The organism is Psychrosphaera haliotis (genome assembly GCF_039523615.1).
In the GTDB taxonomy this organism is placed as follows: Bacteria; Pseudomonadota; Gammaproteobacteria; order Enterobacterales; family Alteromonadaceae; genus Psychrosphaera; species Psychrosphaera haliotis.
In genome coordinates, this window is sequence record NZ_BAAAFQ010000005.1 from 106217 (window position 1) to 122021 (window position 15805).

Here is a 15805-nt window from a genome sequence, read left to right on the forward strand (position 1 = left end):
AAGGATTTGAGATGAAACGCTATACTTGGTTATTACCTCTAGTTCTGCTCTCTACGCAGAGTGTCGCTAACGAAAAAGTGGAACCAGAAAACTCTTCAAAACTGTTCCAAGCTGAAGATATTTTTGAGCTGGAATATGCCTCGTCACCTCAAGTTTCGCCTGATGGAAAGTGGGTGATCTACACACGCAGAAGTCACGATATTATGACGGATGGAACGCGTTCTAACTTATGGGTGGCTCGCACTGATGGTTCTTTACATCGCCCATTATTGTCGGGTAAAAAAGCCTTTTATGGCGCTAAATGGTCTCCAAGTGGTGACCGCGTAGCTTATTTATCAAATGAAGAAGGCCGAAGCCAGCTTTACGTGCGATGGATGGATACTGGCCAAACCGGTGTGATCACTAATGTTCAATCAGGCATTGGTAATGTGACTTGGTCGCCTGATGGCACTCAAATAGCCTTTACAATGTCGATAGCAGATACAGACCGACCGCTTTCAGTAAAAATGCCAAAACGCCCAAAGGGAGCAAAATGGTCAGAGCCTGTTCAATACGTCACAAAAGCTCGTTATCAGGCTGATGGTGCTGGTATTTTAGAGCCAAAGTTTAGCCACATTTTTGTTGTGCCAGCAGAAGGCGGGACACCTAGACAGTTAACTCATGGAAACTTTAATCATGGTGGAACTCTAGCTTGGTCGACTAATGCTGAAGATATTTTCTTTTCGGCATATCGCAACGATGATTGGGAATACCAAACACGTGAATCAGATATTTATAGCGTTAAGGTCAAAGGTGACAATGCGGGACAAATGACGCAAGTCACAAACAAGCCAGGTGGAGAATACGGTCCGGTTATTTCACCGGATGGTAAAAAACTAGCGTACGTTAGTATTGATAACAAAAAGCTCGCTTACCGAAATCGAATCTTAGAAGTGTTGGATTTAGGCACGAAGAAAAACAAACAAATTACTGCCGACATAGACAACTCTGTAAGTGGCCTAAAGTGGAGTGAAAACAATTCGGGTTTGTATTATCAAATGACGGAAAGAGGGCTGATCACTGTTGGTTACTCAACGTTGTCTGGTCGTCATATGAAAATTGTTGAAGGGTTAGGCGGCACTACCATAGGAAGACCATACGCGTTTGCTAACTTTGACGTAGACGCTGATGTAGTGGCTTATACAAAAGGCAGCGCTCAACGTCCAGCAGATATATTTGTTCGAAGAAAAGGCAAAGACTTTCAAATTTCTTCATTAAACGAAGATTTGTTAGGTCATAAAACGTTAGCCCAAGTTGAAGAAGTGGTTTATCAATCGTCAATTGATGGTGAAGAGATCCAAGGTTGGTATTTATTACCACCAAATTTTGATAAAACAAAAAAATACCCTTTGATTTTAGAGATTCATGGTGGACCACACTTAGCTTACGGCCCTCATTTTTCTGCAGAAATGCAACGTTTTGCTGCTGAAGGATATGTTGTATTTTATGACAATCACAGAGGCTCTACAGGATACGGTGAGCGTTTTGCACTGCTATTACAGAACAAATACTCCAGTAAGTGGGATTTTGCCGACCATATGTCGGGTGTTGACGCCATGATAGCTAAAGGCTTTGTAGATCCTGATAAGCTTTATATTACAGGCGGCTCAGCTGGTGGCATAGCCTCAGCTTACGCTATTGGTTTAACCGACCGATTCAAAGCCGCTGTAGTAGCGAAACCGGTTATAAACTGGATTTCTAAAGTATTAACAGCAGACAGCTATTTAGGACAAATACCATTTCAATTCCCAGGGATGCCATGGGACAACTTTGAACATTACTGGGAACGTTCGCCTTTATCACTGGTTGGCAATGTTACAACGCCTACTATGTTGATTACCGGTGAAAATGACCGTCGCACACCTATCTCAGAAACAGAGCAATTTTATCAAGCTTTGAAACTTCGCAAAGTGGATACAATCATGGTTAGAGTACCAGGTTCTCCACACGGAATTGCAGGTAAGCCTTCAAGAATGGTCGCAAAAATCGAAAATATTCTAGCCTGGTTTAAGAAGTACCAGTAAAACGAGTTAATAATGGACAAAAAATTGTTGGCTAAAGTGTTGAGTCAAGCACATGTGAAACCCAGCTGTTTTTTGTCCAGCTTTAATGACTTGTTATACTTTTTAGACTAAACTGTACGACATTACCGTACATAAGGTTTTTATTATGAATAGCATAAGTGTGAACCAATTTCGAGACAACTTAAAAACATACGTTGAACAAACAGTTAGTGAACATGAGCCGATAAAAGTGACAAGACGAGCAGGTGAGGCTTTTATTGTAATGAGCGCAGACGACTGGGAAAGAGAGCAGGAAACATTACACGTTTTACAAAGTAGTAGCTTAATGCAGCAAATTGCTGAGTCTATGAAAACGCATACGAATAAGAAAGGTTATAAACCAACAAAAGAGCAGTTAGATGAGATCACTAATCTTTGAAGGTGAGACTTGGCTCGCATATGAAAAATTAAGAGAAAAAGATAAAAAGTTACACAAAGCGTTGTGCAAAATATTAAAGGAAATGCTTCGCTCAGATCCTAGTTCAGGCTTGGGTAAGCCTGAAGCGCTAAAGCACAACTTGTCGGGGTTATGGTCAAAAAGAATATCCCAGAAAGATCGACTGATTTACAAATTCGATGAAGATTACGTCTATATATTCGCCATTGGTGGGCACTACGCCGATCATTAAAAAAGATAGTACCTTAAAAAAGAACAGTTAAATGCACTTCGCCGGTTTAGGCAGTCCTGCAATTCTAGTGGCTTGTTTTGCAGGCCCTTTTGGAAATAACTTGTATAGATAAATACTATTTCCTTTGTCTGCGCCTAGTTGTTTAGCCATCGCTTTTACCAACATTCTAATTGCAGGTGAAGTTTTATATTCTTTGTAAAAGTCACGCACAAAATTAACCACTTCCCAATGATTATCTGTCATGGTGATTTTCTCTAATTCTGCGATATGCTCTGCTAGTTCCACACTCCAATCATCCAAGTGCAGCAAGTACTCGTGCTTATCTGTTTCATATTCTTTATTATTAAATTCAATCATTTATTGTTTTTACCAACTAATTATATTCTGTGCTTGTGCTGTTAATTTAACCCAAAGCTCATCGTCAATTGCCTCAACTAATACAGTACCAGTCACAGCAGAGTCACTTACACTATTTTCAGTTAGGTTATTTCCTAGCAGTTTTATTTTTCTAGCTGAAACGTCTAACGCTCTTGCATATAACAACTCACTTGGGCTTTGCAGGTCGCTTTGTAGCAGGTACACAGCGTCTTGCAGAAATAGAATACGATCGTTTGATTCAATGGTATTTTTTGCTAATGCCCAGCTATCAGGGCTAAAGATTAAATGGAGAGTATAACGATGAGAAGAAAAAGGCATGTTTAACTCCGATTAAATTACAAAAACGTGATCAACGTTATTTTTTAAAGCAAGAAAGTCCGTATGTTCTATAGGTAATACATTACTTAAACGCTCATTGTTTTCTAGCCCATATTTAACAAGGCTGTTTGTATGAACATACACTTTTTCAATGTCGTAAATGTCTAACGCTTTGATTGTGCTTGTATAATCTTTCTGCGAAAAAGACTCAGGATCTTGATGGGCTAAGGTTTGAAAAACACCTTGTTGATAAAAAACGACAGACACGTCCTGTTCGTATGACCCCAATATCAAGCTTAAATCTAACGCCTCTTTACCCTGTAAGTCATTAAATGCAGGTTGCGTATGAATGATTAGAATGGATTTTATATTCATTACTTTCCTACTTAAATTGGATTACTTTATCAACGATGGAGCAACGCTCCGCAAATTCGGCTAAACCTGCGATTTTAAAACCATGCTCAACATGAGTTTCGTGAATGCCGCGTTTTACACCAGCCGTCACGCAAAGCCATAACGGTACACCAAAAGCTTTATGTAGTTTGAGCAACTCTGACTGGCCGTTTAATTCATCGCTACTTATTTCAAGATTAGGAAGGGCGTTTGTTACGCCGTCTTGATATAAAAAGATAGCATCAATAATGTGGCCTTGTGCAATGGCCGCTTCGCTAAACTGACAAGCTGATAGTACGGATTGTTCCGACCAAGCTTTACCATGAAGCATTATTAAATAGCGCATGAAAGTCTCTTAGGTAAATGTGAATAGGTATAGTTTAAATCATATTGAAGGGTTAACCCATCTCTGCCTTGAAAAACAGGCAAAAAAAAGCGCCACACGAAGCAGCGCTTTTAATGGTTTTGGCGATTAGTCGTCGTTGCCGCCGAATGCCATTAAGATATTAATTAAGCTGATAAAGATATTGTATATAGATACAAATAACGTCACCGTTGCAAGAATGTAGTTAGTCTCGCCGCCTTTAACAATCGCTTGCGTTTGCATTAGGATTGCGCCAGATGAGAATAAGATAAACATTGCACTAATAGCTAAAGATAACGCTGGAAGTTGTAAGAAGATGTTTGCTACAACTGCTGCGATTAGTACCCAAAAACCAGCAACCATCATTCCGCCTAGGAAAGACAAGTCACGCTTTGTAGTTAATGCATAAGCAGAAACACCAAAGAAGGTAAGGGCTGTGCCACCTAGTGCCATCATTACGATTTCACCGCCGCCAGCACCAATAACCATATTAAGGATTGGGCCTAACGTGTAACCAAGGAAACCAGTGAATGCGAATACAGCTACTAAACCCATTGAAGAGTTAGCTGCTTTATGGACAAAGAATAATAAGCCATAAAAACCAACCAACGTCACAATTAACCCCGGGTGAGGTAAGTTTAATGCCATTGCACCGCCAGCAACCATAGCAGCGAACGCTAAAGTCATAGCCAATAATGAATAAGTGTTTCTTAGTACCTTGTTCTGCTCTAATACAGAGGTTTTAGTACCTTGATACGCCATTCTGCTGTCCATTTTGAACTCCTGTTGTTTCATAATATAAAACGTTGTTTAAAAACTAATGGTAGTTTTCATTAAATTGCATTCCTGGTCAATATATATAGGTAAACAATTTAGTTTCAAGATATTTATACGAAATAAAGTCACGATTGATTCACTATTTCACACTAATTTCGACTACATACCATTTGATAGGTTCCCCCAAATATAAAACTTTGTTGATTTGCTCAAGCGGATATATTTGGTTTTGCCTTGGTAATGAAGTAACTGGCTGATTTCGATCAAAAACCAACAAACTCAGCTAAAAAAGCCTCACTTTGATTTAAAATTAGCCGAACAAACCAGAAAACCTAACTTTTTTTAAACTTTGACTTTACAAGAGTTAGTTAGGTCTCTAATATGCGCTTCATCAAGTGGAGAGGTGGCAGAGTTCGGTCGAATGCACCTGACTTGAAATCAGGCGAAGGGTTAAACCTTCCGGGGGTTCGAATCCCTCCCTCTCCGCCACTTATACAAACTATGAGTTTTTAATTAAACTTGTGGCAAACGACTTAGGAAAGCTGGCAGAGCTCGGTCGAATGCACCTGACTTGAAATCAGGCGAAGGGTCAAACCTTCCGGGGGTTCGAATCCCTCGCTTTCCGCCAAATCAACGAAGCCCGATCATTTGATTGGGCTTTTTTGTATCTAAAATTTACCTTTCATTTATAGCATCAGTTGCTTCGTGAGTAGTAACGCTTAGCTGTGATTGTTATACAGCGAGGACGGCATAAATACTTCCATGTAGCCTCGACGATTCATCCCTGAATCGAACGCCTTCTTGATAATCAATCAGCAGCACGCTACCTCGACATTGGTAATGCTTAGCTGTGATTGTTATCCAACAAGGACGGCATAAATACATCCATGTAGCCTCGACGATTCATCCCTGAATCGAACGCCTCGTTAATAATCAATCAGCAGCACGTTAGTTCGATACTGGTAATTCTCAGCTGTGATTGTTATGCAGCGAGGGCGGCATAAATACATCCATGTAGCCTCGACGATTCATCCTTGAATCGAACGCCTCGCTGATAATCAATCATCAGCACGCTAGCCACTCTCGCCTAAACTGGTCATGAATTCACTGCACACGCCAAACCAAAACCCAGCTCAATTACTTTCCTAATGAGGTTTCCAAGGCAAGGATGCCTAGGCGAAGCGCTTCATGGATGAACTTGAGCGTCCGAAGAGGAAAGTAATTGAGCTGGGTTCACAACGACAAGGATGCCTTGGCGAAGCGCTTCATGGATGAACTCGAGCGTCCGAAGTGGAAAGTAATTGAGCTGGGTTCAAGCTAAAGAGTGGGTGAGTTTGAGCAGGGCTCAATCTAAGTTATGCATCTTCCCGGCGCACTCAATCGCACTTAAATATGCACCTTCAACACGACCACCTTTTGCCCATTCACCAATGATCGCAAATTGCTCTTTATCATTAAAAATCACATTGCTGTCATCTGCTTTATACTTTTCAAGATAACTTTCCGTTGGTCGAGCGTATCGCCAATAGTGCACATAACTATCAATCAATGTAACTGGCTCACCTAGATTGTTATTTACGATAAGTTCGTTCAACCAATTTAATGCTTCCTGCTTTATTACATTGGCATTTTCTCCAATGTTTTGCTTTGTATATTCGGCAGAAAAATGGATGTTCCAAATGTCTTCGATTTGCTGTGACTTCTGATTCTCTGTTATTTCACGAGCTGGTTTGTGGCTTTGTTTTGCTAACCAAGACACTTTTTCTTTACTGAACACGCCTTGTAATACTGGGTTAACGCTACCTTTTGTTGCTAACGTTACGGCCCAGCAAGGATCATGCACGTCAGATGGGATTTGTTTACTAATATCAGGAAGGTCATTAAATAGCTCTCTCGCTTGTTCAGCTGGAATGGTTGAGATGAGCCAGTCAAAAACACCAACTAATTCCATATTATCTCGCCATAAGAGCCACTTTCCGTCATCAAATGTAATGTGGTTAATCTTTGTGTTTAGTTCGACTTTTTTGTCGTTTAAAAGCTGTTTGGCGATGCTGTTCATTTCAGGTGTTGCAACATAACGTAATTCTGCATCGGGTGACGTAGCGAGCGTCTTTTCTCTTAAAAGTTGAGGTTCAAGGGTCCAGGGCGACACTAAGCCTTTCATTTCCCACTTTTCAACAGCACTGACGAAGCGAGAATCCCGGGCGGTAAAGTATTGAGCACCCATATCACAGTTGCCCCAAGACAAACGTTTGGTATTCATTCGGCCGCCTCGACCTCGAGACTTTTCAATCACGGTAATGTCGTATCCTTTCGAAGACAATTCGTCAGCTATGACTGCGCCAGTTAATCCAGCTCCAACAATCGCTACTTTCATTTAAACCTCATTGTTTTCATTATTAAAATGTCATTACCCAAAATAAATGGAACACTTCTACAAATTACAAATTACAAATTACAAATTACAAATTACAAATTACAAATTACAAATTACAAATTACAAATTACAAATTACAAATTACAAATTACAAATTACAAATTACAAATTACCAACTGATGGTTTTACCTTGCCAATCAACATAACTTAACTCTTGGTCAAACCTTTGGTTTTCAACCACCGTTAAAAAATACTTTGCTGATTGCTCTGAGGAAAAAAGTTGTTCCGATGGCACATTAGCTTGGAATGGCTTTGATAGTGGGCTGTCGGTTGTGCCTGGGTGGTAACTTATAAATTTAAGGCCTTTATAACTTCGCGCGCATTCAATGGTGATGTTTTTGAGCAACATGTTAAGTGCAGCTTTGCTAGCACGATAACTATGCCAACCACCAAGTCCGTTATCAGTGAGACTACCTATGCGAGCAGACAAAGCCGCTACTTTAAAAGACTGATCTTTATTAATAGCTTTTAAAATAGTTTGAATGATTAGTATTGGAGTTGTGGTATTTGCTTTGATTACCTTTTCGAATGTGAGCGGGTCAAATTGGCTCAAGGCTTTTTCTGGTCGAAATTGTTGGCTGTGTAAAATCCCATTAAAAATATACAAGCCCGTTAAGTTTATTTGGTTGATATCTAAATATTGAATAACTGAATCAAGTGTCGCCTGCTCGTAATCACTAACTGCGTGGTGTGTGATATTCGGCTTATTCCAGTCTAATTGAGTACGGCTAAAGGTAATAACCTGATGATTTGGGTTAACGCTTAGTTGCTCAACAACGGCCTTGGCGATAGCGCTAGAGGCGCCAAAGATTAAAAATGTTTTGGTATTGTCTGACATGTAAACTAGTCCTTGAGGCGACCGACTTGGCAAGACTCACACCGAGCCTTTCCGGTAAAGAATGCTGAAATTGAATATCTATTTTTTGCAAACCACAAGTAAACAGGGTCAGCGAAAAATCGAACCCAAGACCAAGTTAAAGGTTTAAACAACCAGCCTTTGCCTACTGTGTCCCACGCTTTGTAGGTAACATCAAGCCCAAGAAGTAATGTCCCGTTGTTATCGATAGCGTGTAGGATTCGGTTTGCATAGTCAGGATCAACATTGGGGTATTCGTTCATATCAACGCTGTTCTGAATATTAATAAATTCAATAGCATCGTTAGTATCGGCGTTGGCCAACTTTTTCATTTCAGCAACACATAATGGGCAACAGCCATCGTAAAACAAAATAAGATCGTGAGATGTTTGAGTCATAACAAACTGCCTTTATATTTTCCAAAAACTAAAAAACTAAAAAACTAAAAAACTAAAAAACTAAAAAACTAAAAAACTAAAAAACTAAAAAACTAAAAAACTAAAAAACTAAAAAACTAGCGCGTTAACCTTTTAAAACATCATGTAACGCAGGCGACAATGTTTCAAATTTGAAGGTATAGCCGGAGTCTAATAATTCTTGTGGTACTGCTTTTTGACCATATAAAACCAAATCAGCCATTTCACCCATCGCGAGTCTTAAAACAAACTCAGGAACTGGAAACAGGCAAGGGCGACCAAGCTCAGAAGCCAATGTTTTACTAAACTCTGCGTTTGTTACAGGGTTAGGTGCCGTAAAGTTAAAAGGCCCAGTAAGTACAGGATGTTCAACTAAATATTCTATTGCACTCACCATATCGTCAATATGAATCCAAGGCATAAATTGACGTCCTGTGGCAATACGTCCACCAAGCCCTAATTTAAAGGGCAACAGCATTTTATCTAATGCGCCACCTTTGTTACTCAATACTATGCCGGTTCTGATCACGGCGACATTTGCATGTTTGGCGTGAAGTGCAATATCTTCCCATTGATGGCAAAGTTTATGACTAAATTCTGGGAAATGGTTTGTGAATTGCTCAGTTATTACCGTTGAACCTTGTCTTCCATAAATACCAACAGCACTGCCACTAATTAAGCGGATAGGGCGATCGTCAGAGCATTCTTTGCTAATTTTATTAACGACTTGATCCGTCAACGTCCATCTACTTTTGCATAAACGGTCTTTTTGTTTGTCAGACCATCGTTTTGATACGATAGGCTCACCAGCCAAGTTCAACACAACGTCAAAGTCTTTAAAATTAACTTCTGATAAATCACTAACAATTAGTACATAAGACGGGAGCTTTTTTTGAGCTTGGGCTTTATCTCGAGTTAGTACCGTAAACTGAGCATTCGCATTAGTTATGTGATGTTGCTCAATAAATGCTCGACCAATCAAGCCAGTACCGCCTGTTATAAAATAATTCATAATAAAAAGCCGTTTAAGTGGGATTTAACTTGTTAATTAATCATAGTTCTTTTACGGTATTTAGCTGAAAAACGGTCACAAATTACGAAAAAGAATTTAAGGATGAGTGATGCCCAAGCTAGAAGTCAATTTTGCTACCAAGTTTTTGTTTATTATGGCGTGTCTTGTCATTTTATTAGCGGGCATAAAAGCCTCTAGCGCAATTTTGGTACCTTTTTTACTGTCCATTTTTATTGCAATTATTACAAATCCACTGGTTGCTAAGTTAGTCTCTCTAAGAGTCCCTAGAGTTGTGGCTGTGCTCATTGTACTGTCGTTATTACTCGTTGTTGGTATGAGCTTAGCGGGTGTTGTAGGGCAATCATTTAATGACTTTTCAAAGTCCTTACCAGAATACCAAGAAAAACTAGCTGGCGAATTACATTGGTTAGTAAGCCAGTTGGCTTTGTTTAATATTGAAGTAGATAAGTCTCAGTTAACGGAATACTTTAACCCTGGCGTTGCCATGCAAATGGTTGGAAATTTGTTAAGTGGTTTTGGTGGCGTAATGGCCAACTTATTCTTAATTGTTTTAACGGTAGTGTTTATGTTGTTTGAAGCGCCTGATGTGAACAAAAAAATTCACATTGCGTTGCACGATCCAAAAATGAAGCTTCACCATATTGATAGATTTTTAGAGTCTGTAAACAGCTACTTAGCGATTAAATCCCTAGTGAGTTTAGGCACCGCTGCACTGGTTGCCATTTTGTTGTGGGTACTCGATGTAGACTACGTTCTACTTTGGGCTGTGTTGGCTTTTCTATTTAACTTTATTCCTAACATTGGTTCTATCATCGCTGCTGTGCCAGCCGTATTATTGGCGATAGTAGTACAAAGCCCAGCAGTTGCAGGTTTGGTAGCGCTTGGGTATGTAGGCATAAATACGATAATGGGCAATATTGTAGAGCCTAAGTTTATGGGCAGAGGCTTAGGCTTATCAACGTTGGTTGTATTCTTGTCGTTAATATTTTGGGGATGGTTATTAGGGACGGTTGGGATGTTATTGTCCGTACCTTTAACTATGATTGTTAAAATAGCCTTAGAAGCAAATGAAGATAGTAAATGGCTTGGCTTGTTGCTTGGCAATGTTGATGAGCAAAAATTAAAATCTGAATTTGAAGAGTTGTCAGAATAAACAAGGAGTTGATGTGATTAGTCTATTAGCAAAATTATTAAGTGTTCTTAATTCCGATACGAAACCGAGTCAAATAGCGTTGGCAATTGCATTAGCATTGCTTGTTGGTTTTAACGGTGTTGTAAGCAGCATTGGTTTATTAGTGATTTTATTATTGTTTGTGGTGCGTTGTAATTTAACAATATTCTTAGCTTTTACTGCGGTGTTTGCTGTTCTTGGAAAATTGTTTTCTTTCCTAACTCATTTAATAGGTGAGGCTGTTCTAACCGCTGAAGGTTTACAAAGCTTGTTAACAGATTTGTACCAGACATACTGGTTTAGGCTAGATGAATTAAACAACACGGTTGAAATGGGAAATTTGATTTTCTCCGTTGTTGCCTTTGTGCCTGTTTATTTTATAAGCATAATTATTGTGAATAAATACCGCGTCTCATTAATGGGATTTGCGAACAAATTTAAAGTAGTACAAACGCTTAAAGCGTCTAAGTTTTATCGTATTTACGCTGCAACACAAAGCTAAGAAGGACCACTGAATATGGAAACTGAAAACAAGAAACAGCCAGGGCCAATTCGTGTTGGTGGTATAGCAACACTAGCAATCTCAGTCGGAGTGATTACCGCAGCTGGATACTTTTTAGCGGCACCATTTGCTAAGAGCCTTATTTCTACTGGCATGGAGCAAGCTTTTGGAGCAGAAACGAATATTGATTCCGTTGATATTAATTGGCAGCCATTTGGCCTTACGATTAACGGCTTGAAACAAACAAACCCTGACAATTTGGGCGAAAATTTATTTGAGTTTAATCAAGCCGCGGCGAGTGCTAACTTGTGGGAATTGCTTATAGGCAACGTACTCATTGAACAGTTGACGGTTGATAACTTGATGTTCAATACACAGCGCGCTGAAAAAGGCGAAGCAATAGAGTCAGATGACGAAAGTGAAGAAGGACTAGAAAAGGGTGACTCTGAGTTAGGCGGCGGAATTGAAGTTCCTAGTGCCGATGAGTTGCTAGCTAAAGCAGATTTAATTACTGAGAAAAAAGCAAAAGCACTAAAACAAACATGGAATACGGAAAACGAACAGTTAAAAGCAAAAGTTGATGCATTGCCAAGTAAAGATGCGCTTAAAAAATATGAGGCGCAGTGGAAAGAGATAGAGAATACAAAAGTAAAATCGCTTGAAGACTTAGAAACATTAAAGAAAAAAATCAACGTTTTAAAAGCGGATCTTAAAAAAGACAAAGCCGCGATTTCAGAGTTAAAGTCTCAATACAAAGAGAGTAAAGAAAAGGTTGATACTGCTTATAAAGAGTTAAAAGCCGCGCCAGATCTAGATTGGCAAAATATTAAGTCTAAATTGCCTATTGATGATCCGAATGCTGTTGCCATTTCAAAACTAATATTTGGCGATGAAGTAACGGGTTATATCGTTAAGGCGGAAGAGTTATATCAAGCAGTAAAACCATTCATTGATGCAAACAAAGAAGTTAAAGCACAAGACAAGTTGTCAGCCGATAAACTTGAAACTGGCAGAGACATTGAGTTTAAACTGGAAGATAAATGGCCAACGTGGGTTATTAAACAGTTGCTGATAAATGTTGTTGCACCTAACCAACAAAAATTTAAAGTTACTGGCGAAGAAATAAATGTAGAAAACTATGTTCGTAATAAACCAAGTCAATACAGTGTAAATTTAGACTCTGAAATTAAAGGTGAGAGCTTAACGTTATCAGGTAAGTACTTTGTTGATACGGTTGGTGATATCTCCACTGACGGCGACTGGTCTGCAAGTGGAATTAATGTTGATAGCAAATCTCTAACGGATAGCAGTGATTTAACAGTAACAATGCAAGACGCCATTCTGTCGGGTAATGGTCGTTATCAAGTTAACCGGCTGCTAGAAAGTCAGAACACCGTTTCATTTAGAAACGTTAACTTAGCGGGCGAAGCATCAACAAAGCTTGCTCAACTGACTTTAGATACCTTAACAAAAGTATCTGAGTTTAACCTTAATGTGAACCTCGACGGTGAAGTATCATCGCCAAATGTATCAATTAAATCAGATCTAGATAACCAATTGAATACAGCATTTAAAGAGCAAGTTTCAGATCGCTGGAATGACTTACAAGATGAAACAAAAGGCAAACTAAAGGATAAGTTACAGGCAGAGTTGAACTTAAACGCAAAAGATCTCCAAAAGTTTAACGAAGTCAAAGCACAGTACGAAGCTGCTGAGTCTGATTTACAGAAGTATGGACAAGAGCAACTGGATAAGTTTTTAGACGAGAAAAAATCTGAGTTGAAAAACAAAGCTAAAGATAAACTAAAAGACAAGCTGAAGGATAAGTTGAAAGGTTTTGGATTTTAAATAACCTTTGACGCTGGCAGTTACTTGGATAGGCAGGTAACTACTTGGATAGGCAGGTAGCTACTTGGACAGCTAAATAGTTATTTAAAACTGTTCATTCAACAGAAACAAAAAAAGCGCTCATAGAGCGCTTTTTATTTGAATAAAGTTAGTCTAATAAGTTACTAGACTAATTCTAACTATTATTTTGACTTATAGCGTCTTGCAGTAAATGCCAAGCCAGCAGCCATTAACAACCAAGTAGAAGGCTCAGGTACATTATTAGAACCACCTGATGGTGGTATTGGCTGACCTAAATTGCCATTTCTCATTGCCATTGAATACTCTCTATCCATACCTTCAATCAAAATTAGATTATCTAGGTCGGTAAGCAAAAAGCGACCACCACCGTCTAGATCAAGAGTAGGTTCATGAAATATGACTGTATCATACGAAGTGCCAAGCGCTGGAATAGCTGGAGCGTTTAAATTAGTGCTTTCTATAGCGAACGAGCTCTCACCAGAGCCACCATTACCCCAAAATACGGTGTTAAGATCGTTGGCAATAAACAAACTAAAATTGTACATACTTGGAGTGAAAACGTTTGTCATTATAGATATTACGTCTATTTTGTCGTCACCAGGGTTGGTTTGATTTATGAAGTTAAAACTTGCTTGGTAAGACAAATTTGAAAAACCTGCTGATGTTATTGCATTTATACCGAAATCTAGCTCTCCGAATAGGCTGAATAAACCAGTGCCTTGCACTTCATATTCATCAGCTCCGATAAAGGTAGTACCTGAATAATCAATATCAAATTCATATTCAATTGGAGATGCGACAGCAACACTTGATAAAAGCATCGACGCTGCAATCACGCCATTTTTGATAAGTTGTTTCACTATTAACCCCTTAGACTTCTAACAGTGTTTTGATCATTTTGGCCGAATATTAATCAAATAGCAATAAACTTTTGTTTTCAAGATATAAATAATTGGCTAGACTGGATAAATACTTTGTTGAAGTCCGACCAGTCGCTGTTTTGTCTTGAGCAATTAACAAAAGGATAAGTAACATGGATATCGAATCGATATTTGAAAATTTTAGTGAGAAGCAAGAAAGTTATAAGCTGACTATCCCAGATAATTGGTCTCAAGGGCGTACAGTATTCGGAGGCCTTTCTGCTGCATTAGCTTATCAAGCCGCTGAAAACTTAATCTCAGATGGACGAGAGCTAAGAGCGTTCCATTGTAATTTTGTTGGACCATTAAACGTTGATGAAGAAGTTGAAGTTAGCGCTGAAGTGTTGCGAACCGGAAGGAACGTAACTCAAATATTAGCTAAAGTAGTTCAAAACGGTCAAGTAGGTGTAATGGTACAAGTTTGTTTTGGTGTTTCTCGAGAATCAAAACTTAATCACATAGACCACCCTAAACATGACATGCCCATCCCTAAAAAAGCTAAGTTCATCCCACAAATACCTAAAATCGTGCCTAAGTTTATTCGACATTTTGATCTTGCGTTAGAAAAAGGAAGCTTTTCAGTTGGAACTAAAAAGGATCCTGAAATGCACGGTTGGTGCCGACTATCTAAAGCCCCAAGCGAAATGAAAATGGCTTACCTAATTGCATTAATGGACGCGTGGCCGCCGACTATGTTCCAAATGATGAAGTTACCCGCTCCAGCAAGCACAATGAGTTGGGACATAGAGTTTATTCACCCAATAAGTGAAATATTACCAACAGACTGGTTAGCTTGTGTAGTAAAAGCATCGCATGTAAACCAAGGGTATGGTCACGAAGAGGCAGACTTTTGGGATCAGAACGGTAGACTTGTCGCTTTATCAAGGCAGGTCGTAGCGGTATTTGGTTAAAAGTAAAAAATTGCTGACGCATATCAGTTAAATACTCGTATACTATTGCTAAGTCATTGTTTAAGAGGACATGCTGGTGGAATTATCTAATCTCCGTCGCGAGTATTGCCAAGGCAATTTAAGTGAATCGGATGTAAATCCGAATCCGTTTTTACAGTTTGAGTCTTGGTTGCAACAAGTTATTGAGGCAAAACTTCCCGATCCAACGGCGATGGTTGTTGCTACAGTTGATGCAACCGGCCAGCCATCTCAACGAATAGTATTGTTGAAAAACTGTGATGAAAACGGGTTTGTCTTTTTTACTAATTTAGGTAGCCGAAAAGCTCAAGAGTTAAAAAACAACCCAAAAATATCATTACATTTCCCATGGCATATTTTAGAGCGACAAGTCATTGTTTATGGTGAAGTAGAGCCTCTAAGTACCAAAGAAAATATGGCCTACTTTTTATCTCGGCCTAAAGAGAGCCAGTTGGCAGCTTATGCTTCTCACCAGTCTCAACCAATTAAATCAAGAGAGCTTTTAATGCAAGGTTTTGCACGCATGAAAGATAAGTTCTTAAAAGGTGAAATACCTGCGCCTGATTTTTGGGGTGGCTTTAGAGTTAAACCAATTAAAATTGAGTTTTGGCAAGGTGGTGAGCATAGACTTCACGATCGCATGCTTTACACAAAAACACCGCAGGGCTGGTCAATTGAGCGTTTGGCTCCTTAAGCCCTAACGTTAAGTCA

Annotated in this window: 18 protein-coding genes and 2 tRNA genes; 10 read left to right on the forward strand and 10 right to left on the reverse strand. The window is 39.2% G+C overall.

Going from position 1 to position 15805, the window contains the following annotated elements; all coding sequences use genetic code 11:
* Nucleotides 1-11 precede the first annotated feature (11 nt).
* The 3 genes from ABD009_RS07370 to ABD009_RS07380 all read left to right on the forward strand — a co-directional run bounded on the left by ABD009_RS07370 (nucleotide 12) and on the right by ABD009_RS07380 (nucleotide 2731).
* Nucleotides 12-2063, forward strand: coding sequence for a S9 family peptidase (locus ABD009_RS07370; RefSeq protein WP_343824110.1), 2052 nt, complete (start codon nucleotides 12-14; stop codon nucleotides 2061-2063).
* 145 nt (nucleotides 2064-2208) lie between these two features.
* Complete coding sequence (locus ABD009_RS07375; RefSeq protein ID WP_155693926.1) at nucleotides 2209-2481, forward strand: type II toxin-antitoxin system Phd/YefM family antitoxin; 273 nt, start codon at nucleotides 2209-2211, stop codon at nucleotides 2479-2481.
* A complete protein-coding gene (locus tag ABD009_RS07380; protein WP_343824113.1) occupies nucleotides 2462-2731 on the forward strand; it encodes a Txe/YoeB family addiction module toxin in 270 nt (89 codons plus the stop codon). Before ABD009_RS07375 ends, ABD009_RS07380 begins: the two co-directional genes overlap by 20 nt.
* A gap of 27 nt (nucleotides 2732-2758) precedes the next feature.
* Here ABD009_RS07380 and ABD009_RS07385 read toward each other — a convergent pair whose 3' ends face one another.
* From ABD009_RS07385 to ABD009_RS07405, 5 genes are all read right to left on the reverse strand, one after another.
* Entirely contained in the window at nucleotides 2759-3088 is a 330-nt protein-coding gene (locus ABD009_RS07385; protein ID WP_343824115.1) for a TusE/DsrC/DsvC family sulfur relay protein, read from the reverse strand.
* A gap of 9 nt (nucleotides 3089-3097) precedes the next feature.
* Nucleotides 3098-3427, reverse strand: a complete 330-nt coding sequence (locus ABD009_RS07390; RefSeq protein ID WP_343824117.1) for a hypothetical protein — start codon at nucleotides 3425-3427, stop codon at nucleotides 3098-3100.
* Between the two features lie 12 nt (nucleotides 3428-3439).
* Entirely contained in the window at nucleotides 3440-3802 is a 363-nt protein-coding gene (tusC, locus tag ABD009_RS07395) for a sulfurtransferase complex subunit TusC (protein ID WP_343824119.1), read from the reverse strand.
* 7 nt (nucleotides 3803-3809) lie between these two features.
* Nucleotides 3810-4166, reverse strand: coding sequence for a sulfurtransferase complex subunit TusD (gene tusD / locus ABD009_RS07400; protein ID WP_155693916.1), 357 nt, complete (start codon nucleotides 4164-4166; stop codon nucleotides 3810-3812).
* A gap of 126 nt (nucleotides 4167-4292) precedes the next feature.
* A complete protein-coding gene (locus tag ABD009_RS07405) occupies nucleotides 4293-4958 on the reverse strand; it encodes a Bax inhibitor-1/YccA family protein (RefSeq protein ID WP_155693914.1) in 666 nt (221 codons plus the stop codon).
* A 400-nt stretch (nucleotides 4959-5358) separates the two neighbouring features.
* Here ABD009_RS07405 and ABD009_RS07410 point away from each other — a divergent pair.
* Both ABD009_RS07410 and ABD009_RS07415 read left to right on the forward strand, forming a co-directional pair.
* Nucleotides 5359-5450: transfer RNA gene (locus ABD009_RS07410), tRNA-Ser, on the forward strand.
* Nucleotides 5451-5497: 47 nt separating this feature from the next.
* Nucleotides 5498-5589: transfer RNA gene (locus ABD009_RS07415), tRNA-Ser, on the forward strand.
* A 717-nt stretch (nucleotides 5590-6306) separates the two neighbouring features.
* On the opposite strand, the gene ABD009_RS07420 is transcribed toward ABD009_RS07415, so the two are convergent.
* From ABD009_RS07420 to ABD009_RS07435, 4 genes are all read right to left on the reverse strand, one after another.
* Nucleotides 6307-7338, reverse strand: coding sequence for an NAD(P)/FAD-dependent oxidoreductase (locus ABD009_RS07420; RefSeq protein WP_343824122.1), 1032 nt, complete (start codon nucleotides 7336-7338; stop codon nucleotides 6307-6309).
* A gap of 169 nt (nucleotides 7339-7507) precedes the next feature.
* Entirely contained in the window at nucleotides 7508-8236 is a 729-nt protein-coding gene (locus tag ABD009_RS07425) for an SDR family NAD(P)-dependent oxidoreductase (RefSeq protein ID WP_343824124.1), read from the reverse strand.
* Between the two features lie 5 nt (nucleotides 8237-8241).
* Nucleotides 8242-8652, reverse strand: a complete 411-nt coding sequence (locus ABD009_RS07430) for a thiol-disulfide oxidoreductase DCC family protein (protein ID WP_343824126.1) — start codon at nucleotides 8650-8652, stop codon at nucleotides 8242-8244.
* 124 nt (nucleotides 8653-8776) lie between these two features.
* A complete protein-coding gene (locus ABD009_RS07435) occupies nucleotides 8777-9682 on the reverse strand; it encodes a TIGR01777 family oxidoreductase (RefSeq protein ID WP_343824128.1) in 906 nt (301 codons plus the stop codon).
* 109 nt (nucleotides 9683-9791) lie between these two features.
* Between ABD009_RS07435 and ABD009_RS07440 the strand changes: the two genes are divergently transcribed.
* From ABD009_RS07440 to ABD009_RS07450, 3 genes are read left to right on the forward strand one after another with little or no spacing between them, the layout of a single operon-like run.
* A complete protein-coding gene (locus tag ABD009_RS07440) occupies nucleotides 9792-10856 on the forward strand; it encodes an AI-2E family transporter (RefSeq protein ID WP_343824130.1) in 1065 nt (354 codons plus the stop codon).
* A 13-nt stretch (nucleotides 10857-10869) separates the two neighbouring features.
* Nucleotides 10870-11376: a TIGR03546 family protein gene (locus ABD009_RS07445; protein WP_343824131.1), complete on the forward strand. Its 507-nt coding sequence runs from the start codon at nucleotides 10870-10872 to the stop codon at nucleotides 11374-11376.
* A gap of 15 nt (nucleotides 11377-11391) precedes the next feature.
* Nucleotides 11392-13224: a TIGR03545 family protein gene (locus ABD009_RS07450; protein ID WP_343824133.1), complete on the forward strand. Its 1833-nt coding sequence runs from the start codon at nucleotides 11392-11394 to the stop codon at nucleotides 13222-13224.
* 182 nt (nucleotides 13225-13406) lie between these two features.
* Here the strand turns inward: ABD009_RS07450 and ABD009_RS07455 are convergent, their stop codons facing one another.
* Nucleotides 13407-14105 carry a PEP-CTERM sorting domain-containing protein gene (locus ABD009_RS07455; RefSeq protein ID WP_343824135.1) on the reverse strand — a complete coding sequence of 233 codons (699 nt, stop codon included), beginning with the start codon at nucleotides 14103-14105 and terminating at the stop codon, nucleotides 13407-13409.
* A gap of 173 nt (nucleotides 14106-14278) precedes the next feature.
* Here ABD009_RS07455 and ABD009_RS07460 point away from each other — a divergent pair, with 173 nt between their 5' ends.
* Both ABD009_RS07460 and pdxH read left to right on the forward strand, forming a co-directional pair.
* Nucleotides 14279-15076, forward strand: a complete 798-nt coding sequence (locus tag ABD009_RS07460; protein WP_343824137.1) for an acyl-CoA thioesterase — start codon at nucleotides 14279-14281, stop codon at nucleotides 15074-15076.
* A gap of 76 nt (nucleotides 15077-15152) precedes the next feature.
* The gene (gene pdxH, locus ABD009_RS07465) at nucleotides 15153-15788 is read left to right on the forward strand and encodes a pyridoxamine 5'-phosphate oxidase (RefSeq protein WP_330997663.1); all 636 of its coding nucleotides are present in this window, start codon (nucleotides 15153-15155) and stop codon (nucleotides 15786-15788) included.
* The last annotated feature ends 17 nt before the right edge of the window (nucleotides 15789-15805 follow it).